The sequence below is a fragment of the Sphingobacterium sp. UBA6320 genome, from assembly GCF_002440335.1.
In the GTDB taxonomy this organism is placed as follows: Bacteria; Bacteroidota; Bacteroidia; order Sphingobacteriales; family Sphingobacteriaceae; genus Sphingobacterium.
Map to the genome: position 1 here is coordinate 1 of NZ_DJTA01000032.1, position 17,964 is coordinate 17,964.

General features: G+C 35.1%; 19 protein-coding genes and 1 CRISPR repeat array. Of the genes, 5 read left to right on the forward strand and 14 right to left on the reverse strand.

Annotated elements, in window-relative coordinates; all coding sequences use genetic code 11:
- Positions 1–61: 61 nt before the first annotated feature.
- Positions 62–944: direct repeats of the CRISPR family, unit length 30 nt; unit sequence ATTTCAATTCCAAGATGGTGCGATTAAAGG.
- A gap of 219 nt (positions 945–1,163) precedes the next feature.
- From cas2 to B3P23_RS20520, 10 genes are all read right to left on the reverse strand, one after another.
- Entirely contained in the window at positions 1,164–1,427 is a 264-nt protein-coding gene (gene cas2, locus B3P23_RS20475; protein ID WP_293929158.1) for a CRISPR-associated endonuclease Cas2, read from the reverse strand.
- A gap of 1 nt (position 1,428) precedes the next feature.
- Entirely contained in the window at positions 1,429–2,439 is a 1,011-nt protein-coding gene (gene cas1b / locus B3P23_RS20480; protein WP_293929160.1) for a type I-B CRISPR-associated endonuclease Cas1b, read from the reverse strand.
- Between the two features lie 86 nt (positions 2,440–2,525).
- On the reverse strand, positions 2,526–2,900 hold the full coding sequence (locus tag B3P23_RS20485; RefSeq protein WP_293929162.1) for a virulence RhuM family protein: 375 nt from the start codon (positions 2,898–2,900) through the stop codon (positions 2,526–2,528).
- Positions 2,901–2,921: 21 nt separating this feature from the next.
- Positions 2,922–3,455, reverse strand: coding sequence for a CRISPR-associated protein Cas4 (gene cas4 / locus B3P23_RS20490; protein WP_293929164.1), 534 nt, complete (start codon positions 3,453–3,455; stop codon positions 2,922–2,924).
- On the reverse strand, positions 3,452–6,229 hold the full coding sequence (gene cas3 / locus B3P23_RS20495; protein WP_293929166.1) for a CRISPR-associated helicase Cas3': 2,778 nt from the start codon (positions 6,227–6,229) through the stop codon (positions 3,452–3,454). Before cas3 ends, cas4 begins: the two co-directional genes overlap by 4 nt.
- The gene (gene cas5b / locus B3P23_RS20500) at positions 6,213–6,986 is read right to left on the reverse strand and encodes a type I-B CRISPR-associated protein Cas5b (protein ID WP_293929168.1); all 774 of its coding nucleotides are present in this window, start codon (positions 6,984–6,986) and stop codon (positions 6,213–6,215) included. The genes cas3 and cas5b overlap by 17 nt, the downstream gene beginning before the upstream one ends.
- 11 nt (positions 6,987–6,997) lie before the next feature.
- Positions 6,998–7,912: a type I CRISPR-associated protein Cas7 gene (locus B3P23_RS20505; RefSeq protein WP_293929170.1), complete on the reverse strand. Its 915-nt coding sequence runs from the start codon at positions 7,910–7,912 to the stop codon at positions 6,998–7,000.
- A gap of 6 nt (positions 7,913–7,918) precedes the next feature.
- A complete protein-coding gene (locus tag B3P23_RS20510) occupies positions 7,919–9,853 on the reverse strand; it encodes a hypothetical protein (RefSeq protein WP_293929172.1) in 1,935 nt (644 codons plus the stop codon).
- A gap of 54 nt (positions 9,854–9,907) precedes the next feature.
- The gene (gene cas6 / locus B3P23_RS20515; protein WP_293929174.1) at positions 9,908–10,690 is read right to left on the reverse strand and encodes a CRISPR-associated endoribonuclease Cas6; all 783 of its coding nucleotides are present in this window, start codon (positions 10,688–10,690) and stop codon (positions 9,908–9,910) included.
- A gap of 573 nt (positions 10,691–11,263) precedes the next feature.
- Positions 11,264–11,572, reverse strand: coding sequence for a hypothetical protein (locus B3P23_RS20520; protein WP_293929176.1), 309 nt, complete (start codon positions 11,570–11,572; stop codon positions 11,264–11,266).
- A 693-nt stretch (positions 11,573–12,265) separates the two neighbouring features.
- On the opposite strand from B3P23_RS20520, the gene B3P23_RS20525 reads away from it, so the two are divergent.
- From B3P23_RS20525 to B3P23_RS20535, 3 genes are all read left to right on the forward strand, one after another.
- Positions 12,266–12,715, forward strand: coding sequence for a nuclear transport factor 2 family protein (locus tag B3P23_RS20525; protein WP_293929178.1), 450 nt, complete (start codon positions 12,266–12,268; stop codon positions 12,713–12,715).
- A gap of 640 nt (positions 12,716–13,355) precedes the next feature.
- Positions 13,356–13,619, forward strand: a complete 264-nt coding sequence (locus tag B3P23_RS20530; RefSeq protein ID WP_293929180.1) for a hypothetical protein — start codon at positions 13,356–13,358, stop codon at positions 13,617–13,619.
- Between the two features lie 9 nt (positions 13,620–13,628).
- Complete coding sequence (locus tag B3P23_RS20535) at positions 13,629–13,844, forward strand: hypothetical protein (protein ID WP_293929182.1); 216 nt, start codon at positions 13,629–13,631, stop codon at positions 13,842–13,844.
- A 616-nt stretch (positions 13,845–14,460) separates the two neighbouring features.
- Here the strand turns inward: B3P23_RS20535 and B3P23_RS20540 are convergent.
- From B3P23_RS20540 to B3P23_RS20550, 3 genes are all read right to left on the reverse strand, one after another.
- Entirely contained in the window at positions 14,461–14,646 is a 186-nt protein-coding gene (locus B3P23_RS20540) for a hypothetical protein (protein WP_293929184.1), read from the reverse strand.
- A gap of 221 nt (positions 14,647–14,867) precedes the next feature.
- A complete protein-coding gene (locus B3P23_RS20545) occupies positions 14,868–15,395 on the reverse strand; it encodes a hypothetical protein (protein WP_293929186.1) in 528 nt (175 codons plus the stop codon).
- Positions 15,388–15,855 carry a hypothetical protein gene (locus B3P23_RS20550; RefSeq protein ID WP_293929188.1) on the reverse strand — a complete coding sequence of 156 codons (468 nt, stop codon included), beginning with the start codon at positions 15,853–15,855 and terminating at the stop codon, positions 15,388–15,390. The genes B3P23_RS20545 and B3P23_RS20550 overlap by 8 nt, the downstream gene beginning before the upstream one ends.
- Positions 15,856–15,912: 57 nt before the next feature.
- Here B3P23_RS20550 and B3P23_RS20555 point away from each other — a divergent pair, with 57 nt between their 5' ends.
- Positions 15,913–16,410, forward strand: a complete 498-nt coding sequence (locus tag B3P23_RS20555; RefSeq protein ID WP_293929190.1) for a hypothetical protein — start codon at positions 15,913–15,915, stop codon at positions 16,408–16,410.
- 101 nt (positions 16,411–16,511) lie between these two features.
- Here B3P23_RS20555 and B3P23_RS20560 read toward each other — a convergent pair whose 3' ends face one another.
- Positions 16,512–16,973 (reverse strand): helix-turn-helix domain-containing protein, encoded by a 462-nt coding sequence (locus B3P23_RS20560; protein ID WP_293929192.1) that lies wholly within the window; start codon positions 16,971–16,973, stop codon positions 16,512–16,514.
- Between the two features lie 639 nt (positions 16,974–17,612).
- Here B3P23_RS20560 and B3P23_RS20565 point away from each other — a divergent pair.
- On the forward strand, positions 17,613–17,870 hold the full coding sequence (locus B3P23_RS20565) for a hypothetical protein (RefSeq protein WP_293929194.1): 258 nt from the start codon (positions 17,613–17,615) through the stop codon (positions 17,868–17,870).
- Positions 17,871–17,964: the final 94 nt, after the last annotated feature.

A 17,964-nucleotide genomic window follows, 5' to 3' on the forward strand; every position in this document is an offset into this window, starting at 1 on the left:
CAATTCCAAGATGGTGCGATTAAAGGCACAACCCGTTTATCAATATGGTAACGGGTATTATATTTCAATTCCAAGATGGTGCGATTAAAGGTGATTTACTTTCTCTAAAATCTGTAGATTCTAGGAATTTCAATTCCAAGATGGTGCGATTAAAGGATTACGATGATATAAATCCTACAGATTTAGGAATATAATTTCAATTCCAAGATGGTGCGATTAAAGGAGTTTCGAACATGAGGATGAACATTATATATTTAGATTTCAATTCCAAGATGGTGCGATTAAAGGGTATTCTAAGTATTTTTGTTCTGTTTCTTCATCTATATTTCAATTCCAAGATGGTGCGATTAAAGGCTGCCTATGTAGTTTTTACCTTTTTCGGTCCAAACTGATTTCAATTCCAAGATGGTGCGATTAAAGGGATCAAAAAGTAAGTCATGCACTTACTTTAATTGAATTTCAATTCCAAGATGGTGCGATTAAAGGTTAGAAGAAAGTGTTAATCGTCTTAAAATTCAAATAAGATTTCAATTCCAAGATGGTGCGATTAAAGGTCATAGCACGCTGTTTACGTAAACCTCCCTCGCCTATTTCAATTCCAAGATGGTGCGATTAAAGGTATAATCATACTATCAATAATATTATTATTTATTATATTTCAATTCCAAGATGGTGCGATTAAAGGTCGAATTTTAAACTAATATAAAAACCAAACAAAAATTTCAATTCCAAGATGGTGCGATTAAAGGTAGAGTTCAAGGTGCATCAGGTAAGATGTATATCTTATTTCAATTCCAAGATGGTGCGATTAAAGGTTAAAATTGGAGGTATAGAAATATACAAACACATATTTCAATTCCAAGATGGTGCGATTAAAGGGAACCCAAGGATAGTGGGAATTATGTGGCATGATGATTTCAATTCCAAGATGGTGCGATTAAAGGCCGTATAATACGACATACAAATGTAGCTTTTAAAGGCGAGAAAACCAATGTATCATCCACTTATTCTTTGTGAAAATTAGTCGATGCACAATAGTAAGATTTACCCCTATCAGCGACAACCCTCTTTAATTCTTGTTAAAGGGCAATTTAGAAGTATTTTAGTAATTAACATGTCAAAGATCTTTCTTTCGTCGTCCTCATCGACGACATGTAGATGATTTATAGGAAGGTAGTTAATTCATTTTTTTCTTTTCCGAGAACTTCTTTTTCCATCCATTTTTCCTGTCGACTTTTAAAAAGTATAATGCTATCTTCATCTAAAATCATTATTTCTTTTGCATTGAATAGAAGCTCTTTCAATTTAATTTCAGTAATTTCTCCTTCGAAAACAGAATTCTGAATCCAATTGAGGTAGCGTCTGCAAAGTTTGAGCATTTTGCCAACGCGCTTTTCACCCATATCATAAACTAATATCACATACATACTACCATCTTGCTTTGAAAGGTTTATATTCTTCCATACCTAAAATATGTTTAGTCAGTTTGTAACATTCCAGTTTTATCAGATGTTTATAACTCACATTTCTTTTTAGTACTGGATGTTTAAAGGTTTCATTTATTCTTTCTTCCCAGATGCGAACAAAGGTCTTACGTCCAGACTCCTTCAGCACACAGCTGTTGATTTGATGGTCAAAATCTTTAGCCTGCAGCTCTTTTTTGTTGAGTAATCTGAAAATAATACGATCCACCAGTAGCGGTTTAAAAATCTCTGCCACATCGAGAGCTAGTGAATATCGTCTGTATCCAGGTTCGTGAAGGAAGCTTATCGTTGGATTGAGTTGTGTATGATAAATTTGGCTTAGACATAAAGTATAACAAAGCATATTGCCAAATGAAATCAAAGCATTGATTTCATTTTTAGGCGGTCTTTTACTACGGTTATCCATTTGAAAATCCGAAGTTATGATCGAGTCAAAAGTCGAGTAATACGTTTGTCTGATATTACCTTCAATTCCCATTAACTCATCAATAGCAGAAGTATCGGCTATTAAGTTACCAAAGCTTTCAATTACTTCTAGCGTAGGAGCGAGGTTTGGTCTGTCCCGATTGATATAGTATCGTAAGTTTTTACCCATATTGAATGCTGCTCCTGAAACGAATTTCCTAGCAATTTCCATACGCTTCTTTTTATCTATATATCGCTTGGTTTGTTCAATTTGCATTTTTCCTGCAAGGAGATACTCTTTTGGTGCAAACGAACCTGTATAATGCTCATAGTAGTCGAAAAAGTGAACAGCAATGCCAGCCTTGCCAAGAAAATTGTACAAAGCACTATTAGCATCTAAGCTTCCAAAACAAAATAAATCAGATACACCTTCTACAGGAATATACTTAGGAGTTCCTTCTATACCATCTTCATCTACAGGTATAAATTTTAGGGTATTATCTTTCCGGCTCATTCGACCTGGATTAAAGAGATAGTACGTTTTTTTCATAGTAAGTCTCTATTCACTTCTATTTAGGATGCTAATAATAAACTGTTTTACAATTTCCATTCTACCTGTTGTTGCTTTTCTGCAAGTCATTTTTCGTTGATTGCATACCCTTGTACCAAGTAATCCTTTAAGTGTTTGGTTGCCCACTGACGAAATTGAGTACCACGTTTCGAGTTCACTCGATAACCAACAGATAAAATTGCGTCCAAATTGTAATTTAATACATTTCTCGTAACTAACCTTTTTCCTTCTTGGCGAACTTGTGCAATTTTTGCGCAAGTTGAATCTTCATTCAATTCCCCTTCAGCATATATATTCTTTAAATGCTTAAAGTTAGAGGTGCTGTCAGTTTCGAACAAATCCGCCAATTGATATTGGTTCAGCCAAACTGTTTCACCGTCAAACCGTACTTTAAGAGCCGTTTCGTTATCCTTTGTCTGGTATAAAAGTATCTCGCTCATCTGTTGATTATTATTTAAAGTCTAAATTTCCTCACCAATATAACACAGGTCATAATAACTACACGACCGACATATCTTGCTATTGATCACAGGCGGACAAGTTTGTGATTCTTGCAAAACGTTTATTTGGTATACTAGTTTTTGGAGATGCAACTCATCTGATACGGATAATGCCACTGTATCAGTTTGTCGCAACAACGGATATTCGATAATTCCAGTGGTACCATCGATTCCATTTAGTTTCAATAGCCATAGGTAAAATTTTACCTGCCACTTATGGGCTTCTTCGACTTTGTTACCTCGTTTGGTTTCGTGAATGATTTTACTCTTAGCATCGTAGAAATCGATTTTACCATAAAGATGTATCGATTCATATATAACTTCGATAGCCAATTCTGAATGTTTTACATTACGATCAGCATAGCTCGTTTCATGCAATAACTTTCCATCAGCAACTGTGTCGCTAGTATGCTCCATACGCACACCATTGGCATGGAGCCAACATTCCCTTTGGCAGATATTGTGTAGATTAATAAGTGTAGCGTTGATGGTCATAAGAATTGGGTTTCATTACTATTAAAATCACTATCGCGCATTCCTGTTTCTACAGCATAGAAGTCACGCCAACGTTCGATGTATTTATAACCAAATGCACTTTTTTCTTCGTCGGAAAATAATACTATCTGTTGTTCTATCTTGTTTGTTGCAAACAATGAAAAGACATACTTTCCTATGATACCTTGCAGTATTTTTTTATCTGTTTTTTGCTTTATAAATTCTTGTTTATTATGTATTAAGTTCAAATAGACTTCAAAAACTTCAGCACCTTCTATTTCATTATTTACATTTGGATAAACCTGTTGTTTGGCTAAAAATAATAATTCTGAAGAAGTAAAAACAGTATCAATATGTCCCTTCATAACACCTTCAACCGTTATCGGAACAGCGATTGGAACGAAGCAAGATAAGTTGTTTTGCGCTATTAGTTTAAATTGCTCATGAACGGATTGGTATTTTAACTGCTTGATTTTATGTTCATAATCCTTGAAACCAACGGCCATTTCTCTATTATTCCATTCATTCCTATCATTGAGTACCAGATCGTAGAGTTTATCAAAATCCTTGTTAACTAAGATTTCTTGATAGGTATCTCGGCTAATAAATTTCCGTGTAAGCTCAAGCCTTTTGTCATTTCCGTAGATGATAGCCTCCTTATTATAGTTAAAGAGAAATAAAGAACAACCTTGCTTATTGACATTCCGATTGATCCGACCTGCCAGTTGCTCATCACTGTCAACCAATGACCGGTCTTTAAATCCCAAATCCATATCGATATCTACACCGGCTTCCACCACTTGAGTTGTCACCAAAAGAATTTTCTTTTGACGGTTGTTTTTATTTTTAAGGAAGTTGATGATTTCCTTTCTGCGGTGTGGCAGAATGGTTCCAGATAGCAACAAGGTTTCATCAAAGAAATCAGACCGTTTAATCAATTCGTAAAATTCTGTTGCTGTTTTTTTAAAGATAAATTCTATGATCGTATAAACACTTCCCAACGGTTTTGATTTTCCAAAGTCTTTGTCTGCATACACCGCTGACTCAAATAAAAGCTTATCAGCAATTTCTTGTAGTTGTAGATCTTTACGGTCAAAAAGATCAAAATTGAAGGCAACCCGACCTGCAAAATTGGGGTTCTTGAAATATTTTTCTTTTGCATTTGGCAATAGATAGGTAAACTCCTGCACTTGATTTTTAATTACATCTAATCTGTCCAATTTGGGGAGGGTAGCCGACATTAAGATAAATTTGATATTGAATTTATCCGCGTATTGCTTTATAAAATAGATCACCTTATCCCAATGTTCTGGATTATAGGATTGTAGCTCATCGATAACCACAATAGAGTTTGCTAAGCGGTGCAGCAGATAATTGGTTTCCTTTTCGTTCGTTTTTAGGATATCGAAGAAGCGTATGTGCGATAAAAATCCAAACGGATAGTTGACAAAAAGATGGTTGATATAATTTAGCTTATTATTACCATAGGCATCATCTTCTGTATTTTCTTTCACCTTCATTCCCGCATTGGAATGCAACTCCACCATTTCATTATCATTCAAAAATAAGGTCTCTTTTAGCGATTTATATGTCTGAGTAATCAGGGTGGTAAAAGGAAACACATAAAAGACTTTATTGTATTTACCTTTGTGTAGCTTCAGCAATTCTAAAGCGGCTAAAGCTGACAGATTTGTTTTTCCTCCACCCGTAGGCGCTTCAATATAAAAGAGGTTTTGATCTTTATTGCTACGGATATTCCGAATGACTTCAATAGCCATTTCAGTTCGAAGGATATTCAAATTATCGCCACTTGCCACTACTGGGTGCTGCAAGCGATAGTTGCCTATCTTTTCAAATACCGCTTTGTTGTAGTTTCGCTTACCCTCGGTTTCGTTTATCCACTCCGTTGTAGTGACATGCGCATAGATTTCACTTATTCGCTCTAATGACAATACCCCGAATTCTTTTAACGGAGCTTGGTTCATGTACTCGTTGGTCGCCAAATAATCTGATGCAGTTAGAAGCGAAAAATTGAGCCGACAAAGTGCATATAGTGAAAACGAGTTATTCTCGACCAATTTTAAGTTTGATTTTAGCCAATCATTTTTTCCAATTATTGCGAGAATATTTGGGTGGATTTGATAATCAAAATGAATCAAATAATTGGAAAGAAATTGAGACACTTCTTCAAAATTGTATTTAGCTTGTAATTCATCAAAATTGGTTGTACTCAGTGTATCATCAGTAAATCGACTACCATGGTGTTTGAAAATGGAATAAGATAAATAAATGCAGGCTGTCATTAAACGTGGATCCTGATTGTATTCAAATACAATTTCATTGAGGTGTTTTGTCAAATAGAGATAAGCGCCCAATGCCGAATGCGTCGACCCTATTGGGCTATTGTTTGGAACGTTTTCTTTAAATAAATTATTTTTCATTTTATCGAGCTGAAAGTGCTCATTGATTTTTCCAAAATCATGAAAAACAATAGTGTTGATAAATAACTTCTTGAGATAATTAGAAGTTTTATCATCATTCCTGTCAATACAATCAGTAATCAATTTATTGATTATATGATCAAGTTGATGCTGTTCAGTTAAGACGTTGGCATAATCGTTTACCAGGTTGATATGCTCTTCTAACTTCTCTTTTGGAAGGAGGACATCTTTCTTGGCTAAGTGCGCAAAATAAGTTCCTGCATTAACCAGATAATCCGACAATGCAGGTAACTCATTTAAGATGTCTTTTATTGATTTAAAATAATTGGACATAAGCATCTAAATCTTCTAGAAAATAAAGGTTTTCCAGACGGTTCGCATTTTTAATCTGATAGGTCGAATAAGCAAATTCTACCAGTTCATATTGCATCAGTACTTCGTCAAACTGTTTTGGCAACCTTTCAAAATAGATAAATGGTGACTCATCAAAGTTGAATGGTTTGGAAAAGTCTGGGAAAGGTGGCTCTAATTGATCTTTCAGTTTTATATCTTTTTGAAATAAAGTCATAATTTTCACGCTTTCCCCATCTTTAATTTTTTTGTGATTAAATGCGTACTCCTTGTAAGTAATAGGCTCCCACCAAGCTGTAAATTCATTTTTACCTAAATAAGGTACATAAACAGATTCGCCCTTTTGTAGTGAGCTAAGAAGTTGAACTTGCAATAGGTCATTTTCATCCAAAAGTAGATAAATACGATATGCAGGATTTATCAAAGTAAGCTCTTCCGTTAAGAAATTAGCCGCCTTGTTGGCATATCCAACCGTATTGCTGTATTTGATATTTGTTTTTGCAAAATTTCCTTTTTCGTGTCCCAATGGTTCTACCCCCAATTTTACATCTTTCAGCTTTTCGTAATAAGCAGGTAGTTTACCTTTCTCCTGATAGCCGGCTAACCCCAATACTGCCCCCAAAAAACCTAAAATCGCAGGTTTGTGGATAATGTTGTACGATAGGTTAATGGTGTTGTTGGTTTCAGGCTTTCGAAAAAAAGCAAAATCTGCCTGCACATCAAATGATATCAGTTTCATAAGCTGCTGTTTTAGAGTTCAGTAAATACAGCACCGGCTGGTTCGCTTAATACTTTAGTATTGGCTTTGTTGTAATAAATTTCTATTTTTTCGATTTCACTTTTCACATGATTCTCAGCTAATAAAGAAGCAACTTTCGATAGATCGATTTCTTTGTCTTCATTTACCTCAATCAAGCTCACAAAAGAAGGTAGCACTAATTTCGAATCAGCTTTTAATTGCACCCATAGTAACAATTCGTTTTCAGTACCTGCTTTTGCTGCTGAATCATAATAGGTAGCTCCTTTGCGTAACCCTTCTTTTAGTTTTGCAATGTCTCCATCTGTCAGGCCGTCTCCGCCGACACGAGTTGTGTCTTCTTCGATGTTTTTAGGGTTTACAGAAAAATGATGCACATAGTGCCCTTCTTGTAACCTAGATTGTGAGCCTAAAGTAGTCATTGTACTATCTTTACTGTCCGTATTTGAGTTTTTAAAAGGGGACATGATTTGCTCTGAATAAATTACATTTTCAGTAAACTTATTCAAGCCATGGGTTATCTGGCAAGTGCCATGAATAGAAATGTTGGTTTTTCCTGCATAGGTTCCACCAAAAAGTTTGACATCTAAACATTTTAATATATTACCCATAACTTCTAATCTTAACTCCGGGCTTTTATCTTTCCCTTTAAATTGGCCAAAATGAAGATTGTAAGTTTCATCCAATGTACGAGGAGACATTTCTTCACTTAATGATTTGAAATAAAATATTTTTTCTGAAAGAACATTTTTCCAGAAATTACGTATGGAATATTTTAGAGCTTTATCGGTTGCATACACCGTTCCATTTGGTAGTTTGCGGGGCTGTCCAGAAAAGTCGGCATTGTAGTTGGAGTTGATTGATTTGATGATAGCTGCTCCGTAAACGCGATTGTTAAATGTTGTCATGATATTTTATTTTGAAGAGTTAGAACTGAATAATTGATTTTTGGCAAATGCTCCCGAGAGAATTTGTGGTAACAAATTTTTTAAATTAGCACTTGTTTCGTAACTCAATACGAAAGCTGCGACCTTCTCGAAGTTTTTGGAGAAGTTCTCGTGTTTGTAGCGGCTAAAGTCATTAGCGATAGCTTTTTTGAATTCTGCACATCTAGATTGTTGCAAATAAGGTTCAAGCAAATTGAAGCTGTTGTCTGCCGATTTACTTTTACTTAAAATATATTCAATAACCTGACCTGCAGCAAAAGCGAATTTCTCATCAGTAATATCGTTTAGATCTTCATCGTTTATAATCTCTCGGACAAAGTCCTGATATTCTTTTAATCTATTTATCATATTTATATTTTTTTTAGGATTAAAATAGTCGTAAAGGCTGTACCATATATTGAGTTTTTCTTTGACTCCGTAGTTGTTTCCGTTCTTGATGTCATCAAGTATACTGTTAAATACCATTTCGTAAAAAGCATGACCGTCAATACTGCTTCTTTGAGATTTATACACAAAATCGTACACCGCCTTTCGGTATTTGGAGAAGGAAGAAAAGGTCAAATCAAGTTTAGCGAACTCATCCTTATTAAGGTCGCCGAAGAAGTCAACACGATGATATTTATTCTGAATAAGAGGTTTTAAAACCTGTAATTCAAAATCAAAGATATTTTTGATTAGAGAGTAGTGCTTATCTACTTTACCACCTTTCTCTCTTATTTCAAATAGATTGTGGATGATTAGGTCTTTGACTTTATAATCAAACTTTGACACATAATCGAAATCTTTGAAGACAATTCCGTCCATTGTGTTTTGCCAGAATAATAGGTAGTAGTTGGATAAATCAACTTCGTTGTCAGCAATTAGTCTTTCTAAAATTTCTCTATAACTGAGTTTAAAGCTGCTTTCTTTAAATAAGCCGATCACCTCATTTTGCAATTCATCCTCATAGATCAAAATAGGCAATGGATTGGGCAGCGTTTTATTTGGAAACATGTTTTTAAGATCGTTCAAAAGTTTTGCATCTTGATTTGAAATTCTACCCGTAATATCAAAACTGGCTGTCTGGTGCATTAAAAAAGGCATATTTCCATTAAAGCCATTCATGAAGTTGTTGGTGCCTAATATTAAACCTTCTTCATTTGGGGCTGTGTTATATTTGTCGGTATTAAAAAGTTTGTCATCCAAATACTTTTTGTGCACTTCCTTGTATTGTTCTAGGGGGAGGTCAAGATAAAAAATGATGTAGTTGCTATCGTCCAAAGGTTTTACTTTTAGCAATTCTTGCTCGTAATCTGCTATTTGACTTTTTAAAGATTCTTTAATGGACTTATCTTTCTCCTCTTTGAATTGACTTTTTAATTTCTCTGCTTCTTCGGTTGATTTATTGAATTGATCAGCTCGTTCTTCTTCGATTTTTTTAAGCACGCTAGAAAATGCATTATCACTAAAGAAATTCTTGAAGACAATATATTTTTCCTGTTCGTTATTATCTTTAAAAAGAGCAAACGCTTTTGCAAAATAATCACTGAACCGATCGTAAATCTGTTTTTTCTTTTTATTAGCATTAAATTTTGCACCACCTTCTAAATGTTCCTGTTTAAAAGCTACGCTGAAAGGTGAGCAGGTATGAATTGCTTTCGTAGGTAAGTCAAAGCACTTATTTGTGTCAATACACCAAGCATTTTGATGTAATGATTTACAGTAGTTCAAAAACTCAGATGTGCCTGTTTTTTGTTTCTTAGAGAAAAATTCATATTGATAATCAGTTTCATCCATTGATATTACGCCATATTCATCCGTTTGATATCTCATCAGGATATGCAATCCTTCTTTTGGACTAGAACCTAAGTTTTTAAATTCCTCATCTAGGTTATTTGTGAAATTTATCAGTTCTTTTATCATAATTTTAATACTTTTTTAGGCATCACATATTCTTTAATACAATTGATAACAATTCTATTTTATCAGCTCCACATACCCCAATCCCATACTATTTTCTCTGCCGATTCCAGAATTTAGTAAAAGCTCCACAAATCGACGTTCCGCAGTTACTTTTAAACCAAAGTTCCACCATCCTTTAATTTTTGTTTCTTCTGCTGCATCTGCCTTTATTGTGATTAATCTTGATTTAGCAGATTTTACGAATGATATAGTTTCCAATAGAAGTAAGGCTTCTGAAGCTGTTTGTTCATGATAACAGGTGGCGATTTTGCTTCGCCAATTGTAAATTAGAGATTCTATGAATCTGGGATCAGATGGAGCAAGGTATTCGGATATTCCACTTTCTCTAGGCATACTAGCAACTATAGGGGATAGCGGTTTCATTGATATATTTATTAATTCATTCTCTATATAATCTGTTAGCTGATTTGGCAATGACTCCACGGATTTAACATTAAAACTTACCTTTGACTTATGATCGGCAATATCCAATGTTTCCGATTGGAATAATCCTTTAACAAAGTTTTCCATTGTTTCAGGTAGATGGAAGGAGACATAGAATGAAAGTTCAGGATTTAAGAGTCTTAAACGATCATTCTCTATTTTAAATGGGCAGCTAATCTGTGAGAAACAAAATAATTTGAATCCTTTTCCATAACCAGACTCATGTAAGAAGTTAGCATACTCACGATCACCCTTTGCAATAATCTTGTAAATAGCACTAGACAATGGATACTGATAATTAATCGGTATTATAGTTGAATTACTTTTCGATAATAGCGTTATTTTAAATTGCATTTTTACGGTTAATATTGGTTGTGAATTACATTGTTAAAAACAAGATCTTGACTATCGCTTTATCGAAGTTAAGATTATTTCTAGAATATAAGATTACGGTAAACCGTATAAGTATCCATTTTTTATCTATTTTCAGTTTGATCTTCGTAATTTAAGATCGAGGATATCATTATTTTGGAACCCATGGATTGACATCACATATTTCCATATCATCTTTATCGCTCAATAAGTCGAAGCCGTTATGTTTGTAAAATCAAAGCTCTGCGTTTTTAAAAACCTATAAATACATGTTCTTAAAATGACCAATTTCCCTAATTCATGTGGTGAATAACTATATCCAACATATAGTTCAATACAAAGATTGGACTATAAGTTAGTCGCTAGTTTTAAATTGTAATTCCCAAAGTAATAGCTCCCAACAAGACAAACAAATTATAAATAGATAATGAAAGCAATTCACAGCGCGTTACCCTTGGGGAAAATTTAGGTGGTGGCTGTTGTAAATATGGTTAAGCCGCTTAAAATTAAAATCTTAAGCGGCTTAAAAAAACTAATCCCTACTTTCAGAATGACCTATCCATTCACTATTGCACTCGCCGTTTGCAAGCCTGATGTGCATATATTCGCCACCACTAGTACTCCAATGGAGACAGCTTTCACCTCTGGATCTTTCACATTGACAGCTACGGCATAAGAAAGCCTGCTGATATATGAAGTCATATTGCTTGTTTCATTAATGATCGCGACACTGCGTGTAGCACTTTCTTTTTCCTGGGCTAGTTCGTAAAAATGCCAACATGAGCAGAACAGAGCCGGAAGTATAAGTATGCTGTTTACAATAGCTCCCGTAGCACGCCCATCACCAGCAGCGAGTTTATTCATAATTCCCGGAATTCAAAATATTGAAATTTTTCTAATTTTTTAACCAATCCCTTAGTTCCTTTTTGTAGCAAATATTGGTTTCAATTTCTTATGTATGATTTTACTTCTTGAAGATTCATAGGTTATGGAAATATTATTTATTACAAGTATAAATAAAAAAAACAGGAGGATAAGTTTTTAATAAAAACATATAAGCCTTCTAAATAATTAAAAAATAGTGATATTTATAGGCAATGTAAGTCTATTATGTTATCAGATATTTCTCATAAAAAGAGTGATTTTCCGCTAATTTTCGATGTCAAACAAGGCCTAATAATAGATTGTGTATGTATCGATCAGAAAATCCTTTTCCAAAAGAAATTTTACTTTTTCACAAATTGTCATCAATAGCTTTTCTGTCGGTTAGTATGCTACTCCAGTTCTAATTCTTTCGATCATAATAAACTTGCTATAGCATACAGCTTCACAAGCCATTTTTTAGGCAGACTTGTTTACAAAAAATATTTAGCCAATCGACCTCGGCGGTTAGTATACTCAAATCAAAAATATCCAAAAATGATTCACCTCCTTATTTCCACCATTCACCGAGTTTTTAGTTGGTTTAATCTAATTGCCATAGGGTAGGGACGATTTACACCCTACTTTTGAATCAACAACTAAAATAAAAAACTAACAATATAACATAAAGACAATATGAAAACTTTAGCAAAAACATTCGCAGCAGCAGTCTTGATCGCAGTATCTACGTTCACTATGGGGGCAGCAAAACCAGTAGGCGACCACTCTAAGAAAGCAGCTGTCAACTTATCCACAGCAGATCTTGCCATTGACCATTATGTAGCCGTGATGACCGAAGGAGAGTCAGCAGGAGTAGAGCAGTTGTTCGCATCCGGTTTCAGTCAAAAAGTACAGGCAGCAACAGATAAAACTAACAGCCGGGGAGAAGTTATTTCATTACTGAAAAAACAAAAAGGTGAACATTTGAACTGTAAAACAAGCACCACCATCGTTGAGCAGTCAAGTGATTATATGATTGCAAAAGTAATCCTGCAGTTTGAAGGTTTTACCAAGATCGATTTAGTTACTTTGGTCAATGACGGTGGTAACTGGAAAGTATCTCAATCCATTAACTCTTATCAATAATTTACTGTTTAATTCATATGTTTAGTAGGGCCACGTCGTGAGATGTGGCTTTTCTATTTCCTGTTCTATCTGACAGGATTGATCAATTTGCACTAACCGATAGCAAACGACTATAGTCCACTATAAATGTTTATTGCGAGGCTAATATTTTTAATCAAAGTTATCATTGATCTCCTTGTCCAGCTCAGTACAGGCGAGTCGATCATCATCTAGATGCAGACCCTTACACAGACCAATCTTAAACTACGCACGATCTACTATGCCAGCAAGGTTCTACGCAATAAAATCGAAAAACTGAAATAACACATTGTTTTTTAAAATATAGAGAATCTAAAAAAAATACTATTGCATAAGCAACTAGCATTGTTTTTCTTTAATTTTTTCATATGCTTTGATCAAGTTTGGAATGCCCTTTGGGATCACTTGGAGACTGGCTCGACATTCGGTGGGCAATCCTCTAACCTTTTCCTAACCAACTTCGCCCCATTTCCTAGGTCGCTTCGAGTGGGCTCCCAGTGGGCTTCGAGTGGGCTTCGACAGGGAGTGAGGGGAGAGTCGAAGCCCACTCGAAGCGGACTCACGTGGAGGTAGAACAAGTCTAGAAGAAAGGTCGAAGAAATGCAGAAAAATACCAAATTGGATGTTTCGGAGTAGTTTTGGCAGCAACCAGCTCGATACCAGCTTCATACCACATTCGGACACTGTTCTACCGAAAGCCGTCTGTATACCGCTTCTGCACCGCCTATTTCCCGTCCCTGACCCGGGAAATGGACGGTGCAGGGACTTTGCAACTGCGGTGCAGGGACAGGAAAGTTCAAAACAAGGTGCGAACAAGGTTAAAACAACGTACGAATCAGATCCAAATAGGCTGGACATCCCTGCTGTTGATTTTGAAGGAAAATAAGGCTTTCAAGTGGCCAAGAGTGTACCGTTAGTGTACGGGCTATTCACGGGGAGTGTACCAATCCTGTACCAAGAATGTACGGAGAAGCTACTAAGAAGGTACCAAAGAGCTACTAAAGCCAGTAGCTTGACTGAGGATCTACAAGCAGAGCCTAGACCAGCACGCGAACACGGTGGTTCATGTATCTCCCAAGCTTGCGTAGTGCATATGCTAAGCAATGGTTAAGCATAGATAGTGTGTAAAAGGGTACCTGTTGATACACTATCCATGCACTATCAACGCTCTATCTATGCTTCATCTATACTTGATCAATGCCTGAAGATTGCTTCATCTCAAATAAGCACTTTTAAGCGATCTAATTTATTTTGTCGGGTATCTGAGCGGTTTTGTATTAATAATCTCTCTGATCGGCTAAAATGATGATTAAATAAAAAGCTTTGATATGTTTATGATCTGGTGAATGGTGCCGCAAGGATTTTTTTGTTAAAATCTAGATTTTCCATCTTGATGATCGCAGTGTTGATGTTTGAATGAAGGGGTAGTGGTTAGATATCCATTTTAAAAATCTGTTTGTGGCTTATGTGCAGCGGTGAAATTGACCGATTTGGAGTAAAAAATCCAAGTCCCTGAATGTACTCAAATACTATTGTTGCTTACGCAACTAAACTATTTAAAAATGTTCAACTTAAAGAAACTATAGAAGTATTTAGTTTTAGTTACAGTTCCACTTTTAAAATAAAATAATGGATACTCTTTGACAGAGAAAGTTGTTGCTTATGAGAAGGAAGACGAAGAATGCCTTATTTCCTTTTAGGGATTATATTTTATTTACCTTTAACCGTTATATAACAGATGTAATGGCTTCTAGATCCAAGCCGATTATGGAACGGATAAAGGTTCCTAGGGGTTGGTCACCAAATTCATTTGTAAACTCTTCTTTTGAGCCTAATGCTTCGGCTATTAGATATTGTTCGAGCTGCTGTAATTCAAAGTGAATTGATCGGATGATTTTTATGCAATTTATCAATGACCATATGGTGTTTATTCTTTTTGATAAGAGATGTTACACGGTCTTTATAGCTTTGCAGATTTGTGAAATTTTCAATAATATCGTATTCTACAATTTCGTCCCGCATCAGACTATCATCTAATTTGGTGTAAATCGGTTGAACGATATTTTCTTCTTTGAGTAAATATATGAGGTCTCGAATTTCCTTTCGTAAATTTTCTACTTTTGCTAGTGATACATTAAGAAAATGCAGGAAACTTTATTTTTTTTTCTAATTCTGGTTTCCATTCATCCTGGTGCGCCATAGTTTCGTTGATCTTGTCGCGGTAATATATCATGTACCAACTCTGATTATGAAAACCTTTAATTGTTTTAAAAACACGTTCTGAATGAATCATCAGCTTTTTGAAAAACTCTTCTTTTGGTTCACGATGATTGTTTAAGATTTGGCTTAGTGACACCGGAGTAATATCTAAATCTAAAGCAAAATCTTGTTGTTTATCATAGATTGCATCGATATAGGTATGTAAAAACGAAGTGAATTGATATTCCTTATTGCTTTCTGAGGAGTTCAGGTATTCATCCATTTGTAATTTTAACTGCATCAATTTTGCACGTAATAGATCCTGTTGAGACATGTTGGACATTCTCAATCTTCTCGCCTCCATCAAAGCCAAACCCTCCTTTTGTTTATCCTCCTGAGAATCATATCTAGCATCTACGCCATATTCAATAGCATCCAAAAGAGCTGTTTTTTTATTAGTCATGGTCATAAAGTTCTATTAATTCTAAAATCTTGGGAACTTCTAAACTCAGCGTCATTCCCGTTATATTCATTTTATATTTGTCGATATAGTGTTGTGCGATTTGTGTTTTGGGTCTTAATGAAATACATGCCCATTCACCAAAATCACGTACAGCAAGTTTGGCTACATGTGTCAATAAATTGCCAATAACTTTATCATATATTTTATCTTTTCCTACATTTTCCCGGGATGCGGTTATCAATCGGATGTGAATCCGCTTCTCTTCAGTAATTGTTTCAAATGAAATCAGTCCGAGTATATCGTCCTTGCCTTTAATTGTCAATTTAAATATTTCAAAAGTAGCTTCTTCATTCCAATCAAAGAAATACCTATCAGCAGGTAATTTCTCGAAGTCGCTTTTTTCAATTGAAACAATTTCGACTAGATGAGTTTGACTTGTAGCTACTTCGGTTATATTCACTATACTAAGTTAACTAAAAAAGTTTACATATATTGTAAACTTTTGTTTTTTATTGAAATGAAAAAAACGACAGTATTGTTATGTTTTATCGCATTGTTGAGTTCATGCGCTACTCAAATGGTAACTAAATCACCTGCTGAGGTAAAAATGATGACAACGAAACAATTTGAATCAGGTCATGATTTGATATTTAAGTCCATTATTAGCTTATTGCAGTCGGAGAGTTATATTTTGGACCGTGCTGATAAAGAGACTGGTCTAATCAATGCGAGTAAGAGAATTGAAAATAAAAATGCTGCATCACATCGCTTTTGGACTGGCTCTTCTAAAGATGCCAACACTTCTAAAACCATGTTTTATGTGGAGACCGTTAATGATGATGTGACGGAGGTTAAGATCTCGATGTATGAAGGGAGCGAATCCAGTAAAAGCGGCTATTGGGGGCAAGTGAATAAGGATAGTAAGGAGCAACTGATCTATGAGCCTCGTGTCTATCAGGAGTGGTTCCAGAGCCTCCAGGCTGAGGTGGAGCGTAGAAAAGCACTGGGAAGATAAGTTTCACTATCAGTGATAAAGTGAATACCGATTTTAAATTCAATTTTGCAACGCCCGTTGCAAAATTGAATTTAATCATTTAAAATGATGTTGATAATTCTTTATCTATCTTCTTTCAATTTCTTCACTTCACTGGCAAGATCCAGTACCGCTTTGCTTAATGTAGCAATAGATTGGGTCTTGATGCGGTCTTCTTCAATAAATTTTTCTAATAGTGCGAGCAGTTTGTCTGAGCCGTCGTTGTTGAATACGGGCTGTGCATTCTGACCGACAGAATTGTCACTAAATGTGGAGTTATTGTTATTCTGTATATTATAGATCACATTTTCGTCTTTAAACGATTTGACGAAATCTGGTGTTACCCCAAGTGCATCTGACAATTCTTTTAGTAGTGGCTCTTCAAAAGCGACCATATTTTCAAAATCAGAAATCCGTTGCTGCGAGTATTTGCTTTTGCACAATTGCCCAAAGGCCTCTTGTTTTATTCCTTGAATTTCTCTTATCCGTTTTATATTGTGACCGATGTGCATGGTTTCTTTTTTTTCTTCAAAAATAGTGTTCATATACTATGATTTTTTGGATCGGTACTTTACCGGTAAATCGGTAGGATACCATGAATTATTATGGTTGGCAAAGCCTAAATTTGATTTAAAATTACGAAAGTTTGTTGGGAATGACAATATTGTAATTTGTTCTTCAGTACGAAGAAATATAAACCATCATTAGAATGATTTAGTTCTTTGACATATTGGTATTGATCGGAATTTTAGCTAAGGTTGGGAGGGTGAGAAGGTTAGGATATTAGATAGTTAGAGGGTGAGAAGGTTAGATTGTTAGATAGATAGAGGGTTAGAAAGTTTCACTTTTCGCTCAATATAAAATAATGGAGGCTGCTTGTACAGCCGTAGGGTGAGGGGAATGACCACTCACTGAGTACTTGAAAAAAGCATTGGTTATTGCAGACCTTAATGTTAAAGACATGTACAATACGACTAAAATTGCATTTTTTTTAAAATTATTAGGCTTGCGCTGTAAATGACCACTCACTGAATACTGAAAAATAGTATGATTTGTTTATGCTAACAAATTTCAAGGTATGTACAAAACACATAGATAAGCATATTATCTATTATCGAAGGGTATCTGTTAATGAGTACAATTCGAAAGTGATGTCCATTAATATTCATTACTACTGTTAACAGTTGCCAGTTGGGGACTTAGAATATTTATTGTTAAATTTGAATATGACTACATTTAAAGTATCTGTTCCAGAAGACAAGACTTCTTTTTTCCTCGAAGTACTCGAACTTATCGGGGCTACATACGAGTCGAAAGAGACCAATTTCAAACTAACTGATGAACAAGAGCAGTTCCTTTTGTCTCAGAATGACGTGTCGTTAGATGATTGCCAGCCTGCTCATCTATTTTTCGAAGAGTTGAACGTCAAATATGGCCTATAGCATACTGATCACTCCTGCATCTAAAAAGTTGCATTAAAATTTCTTTAGGACTATAAAAAAGCTCTTGCTGATATTTTGAAAGTCCGATATTTTC

Bases quoted from the DNA above. Each gene is read 5' to 3' on its own strand.
- cas2 (WP_293929158.1), bottom strand. From the start codon at position 1,427: ATGTATGTGATATTAGTTTATGATATGGGTGAAAAGCGCGTTGGCAAA.
- cas5b (WP_293929168.1), bottom strand. From the start codon at position 6,986: ATGAAACTGATATCATTTGATGTGCAGGCAGATTTTGCTTTTTTTCGA.
- B3P23_RS20485 (WP_293929162.1), bottom strand. From the start codon at position 2,900: ATGAGCGAGATACTTTTATACCAGACAAAGGATAACGAAACGGCTCTT.
- cas4 (WP_293929164.1), bottom strand. From the start codon at position 3,455: ATGACCATCAACGCTACACTTATTAATCTACACAATATCTGCCAAAGG.
- cas6 (WP_293929174.1), bottom strand. From the start codon at position 10,690: ATGCAATTTAAAATAACGCTATTATCGAAAAGTAATTCAACTATAATA.
- cas1b (WP_293929160.1), bottom strand. From the start codon at position 2,439: ATGAAAAAAACGTACTATCTCTTTAATCCAGGTCGAATGAGCCGGAAA.
- B3P23_RS20530 (WP_293929180.1), top strand. From the start codon at position 13,356: ATGTTTCGGAGTAGTTTTGGCAGCAACCAGCTCGATACCAGCTTCATA.
- B3P23_RS20510 (WP_293929172.1), bottom strand. From the start codon at position 9,853: ATGATAAAAGAACTGATAAATTTCACAAATAACCTAGATGAGGAATTT.
- B3P23_RS20555 (WP_293929190.1), top strand. From the start codon at position 15,913: ATGAAAAAAACGACAGTATTGTTATGTTTTATCGCATTGTTGAGTTCA.
- B3P23_RS20525 (WP_293929178.1), top strand. From the start codon at position 12,266: ATGAAAACTTTAGCAAAAACATTCGCAGCAGCAGTCTTGATCGCAGTA.
- B3P23_RS20505 (WP_293929170.1), bottom strand. From the start codon at position 7,912: ATGACAACATTTAACAATCGCGTTTACGGAGCAGCTATCATCAAATCA.
- cas3 (WP_293929166.1), bottom strand. From the start codon at position 6,229: ATGTCCAATTATTTTAAATCAATAAAAGACATCTTAAATGAGTTACCT.
- B3P23_RS20545 (WP_293929186.1), bottom strand. From the start codon at position 15,395: ATGACTAATAAAAAAACAGCTCTTTTGGATGCTATTGAATATGGCGTA.
- B3P23_RS20520 (WP_293929176.1), bottom strand. From the start codon at position 11,572: ATGAATAAACTCGCTGCTGGTGATGGGCGTGCTACGGGAGCTATTGTA.
- B3P23_RS20560 (WP_293929192.1), bottom strand. From the start codon at position 16,973: ATGAACACTATTTTTGAAGAAAAAAAAGAAACCATGCACATCGGTCAC.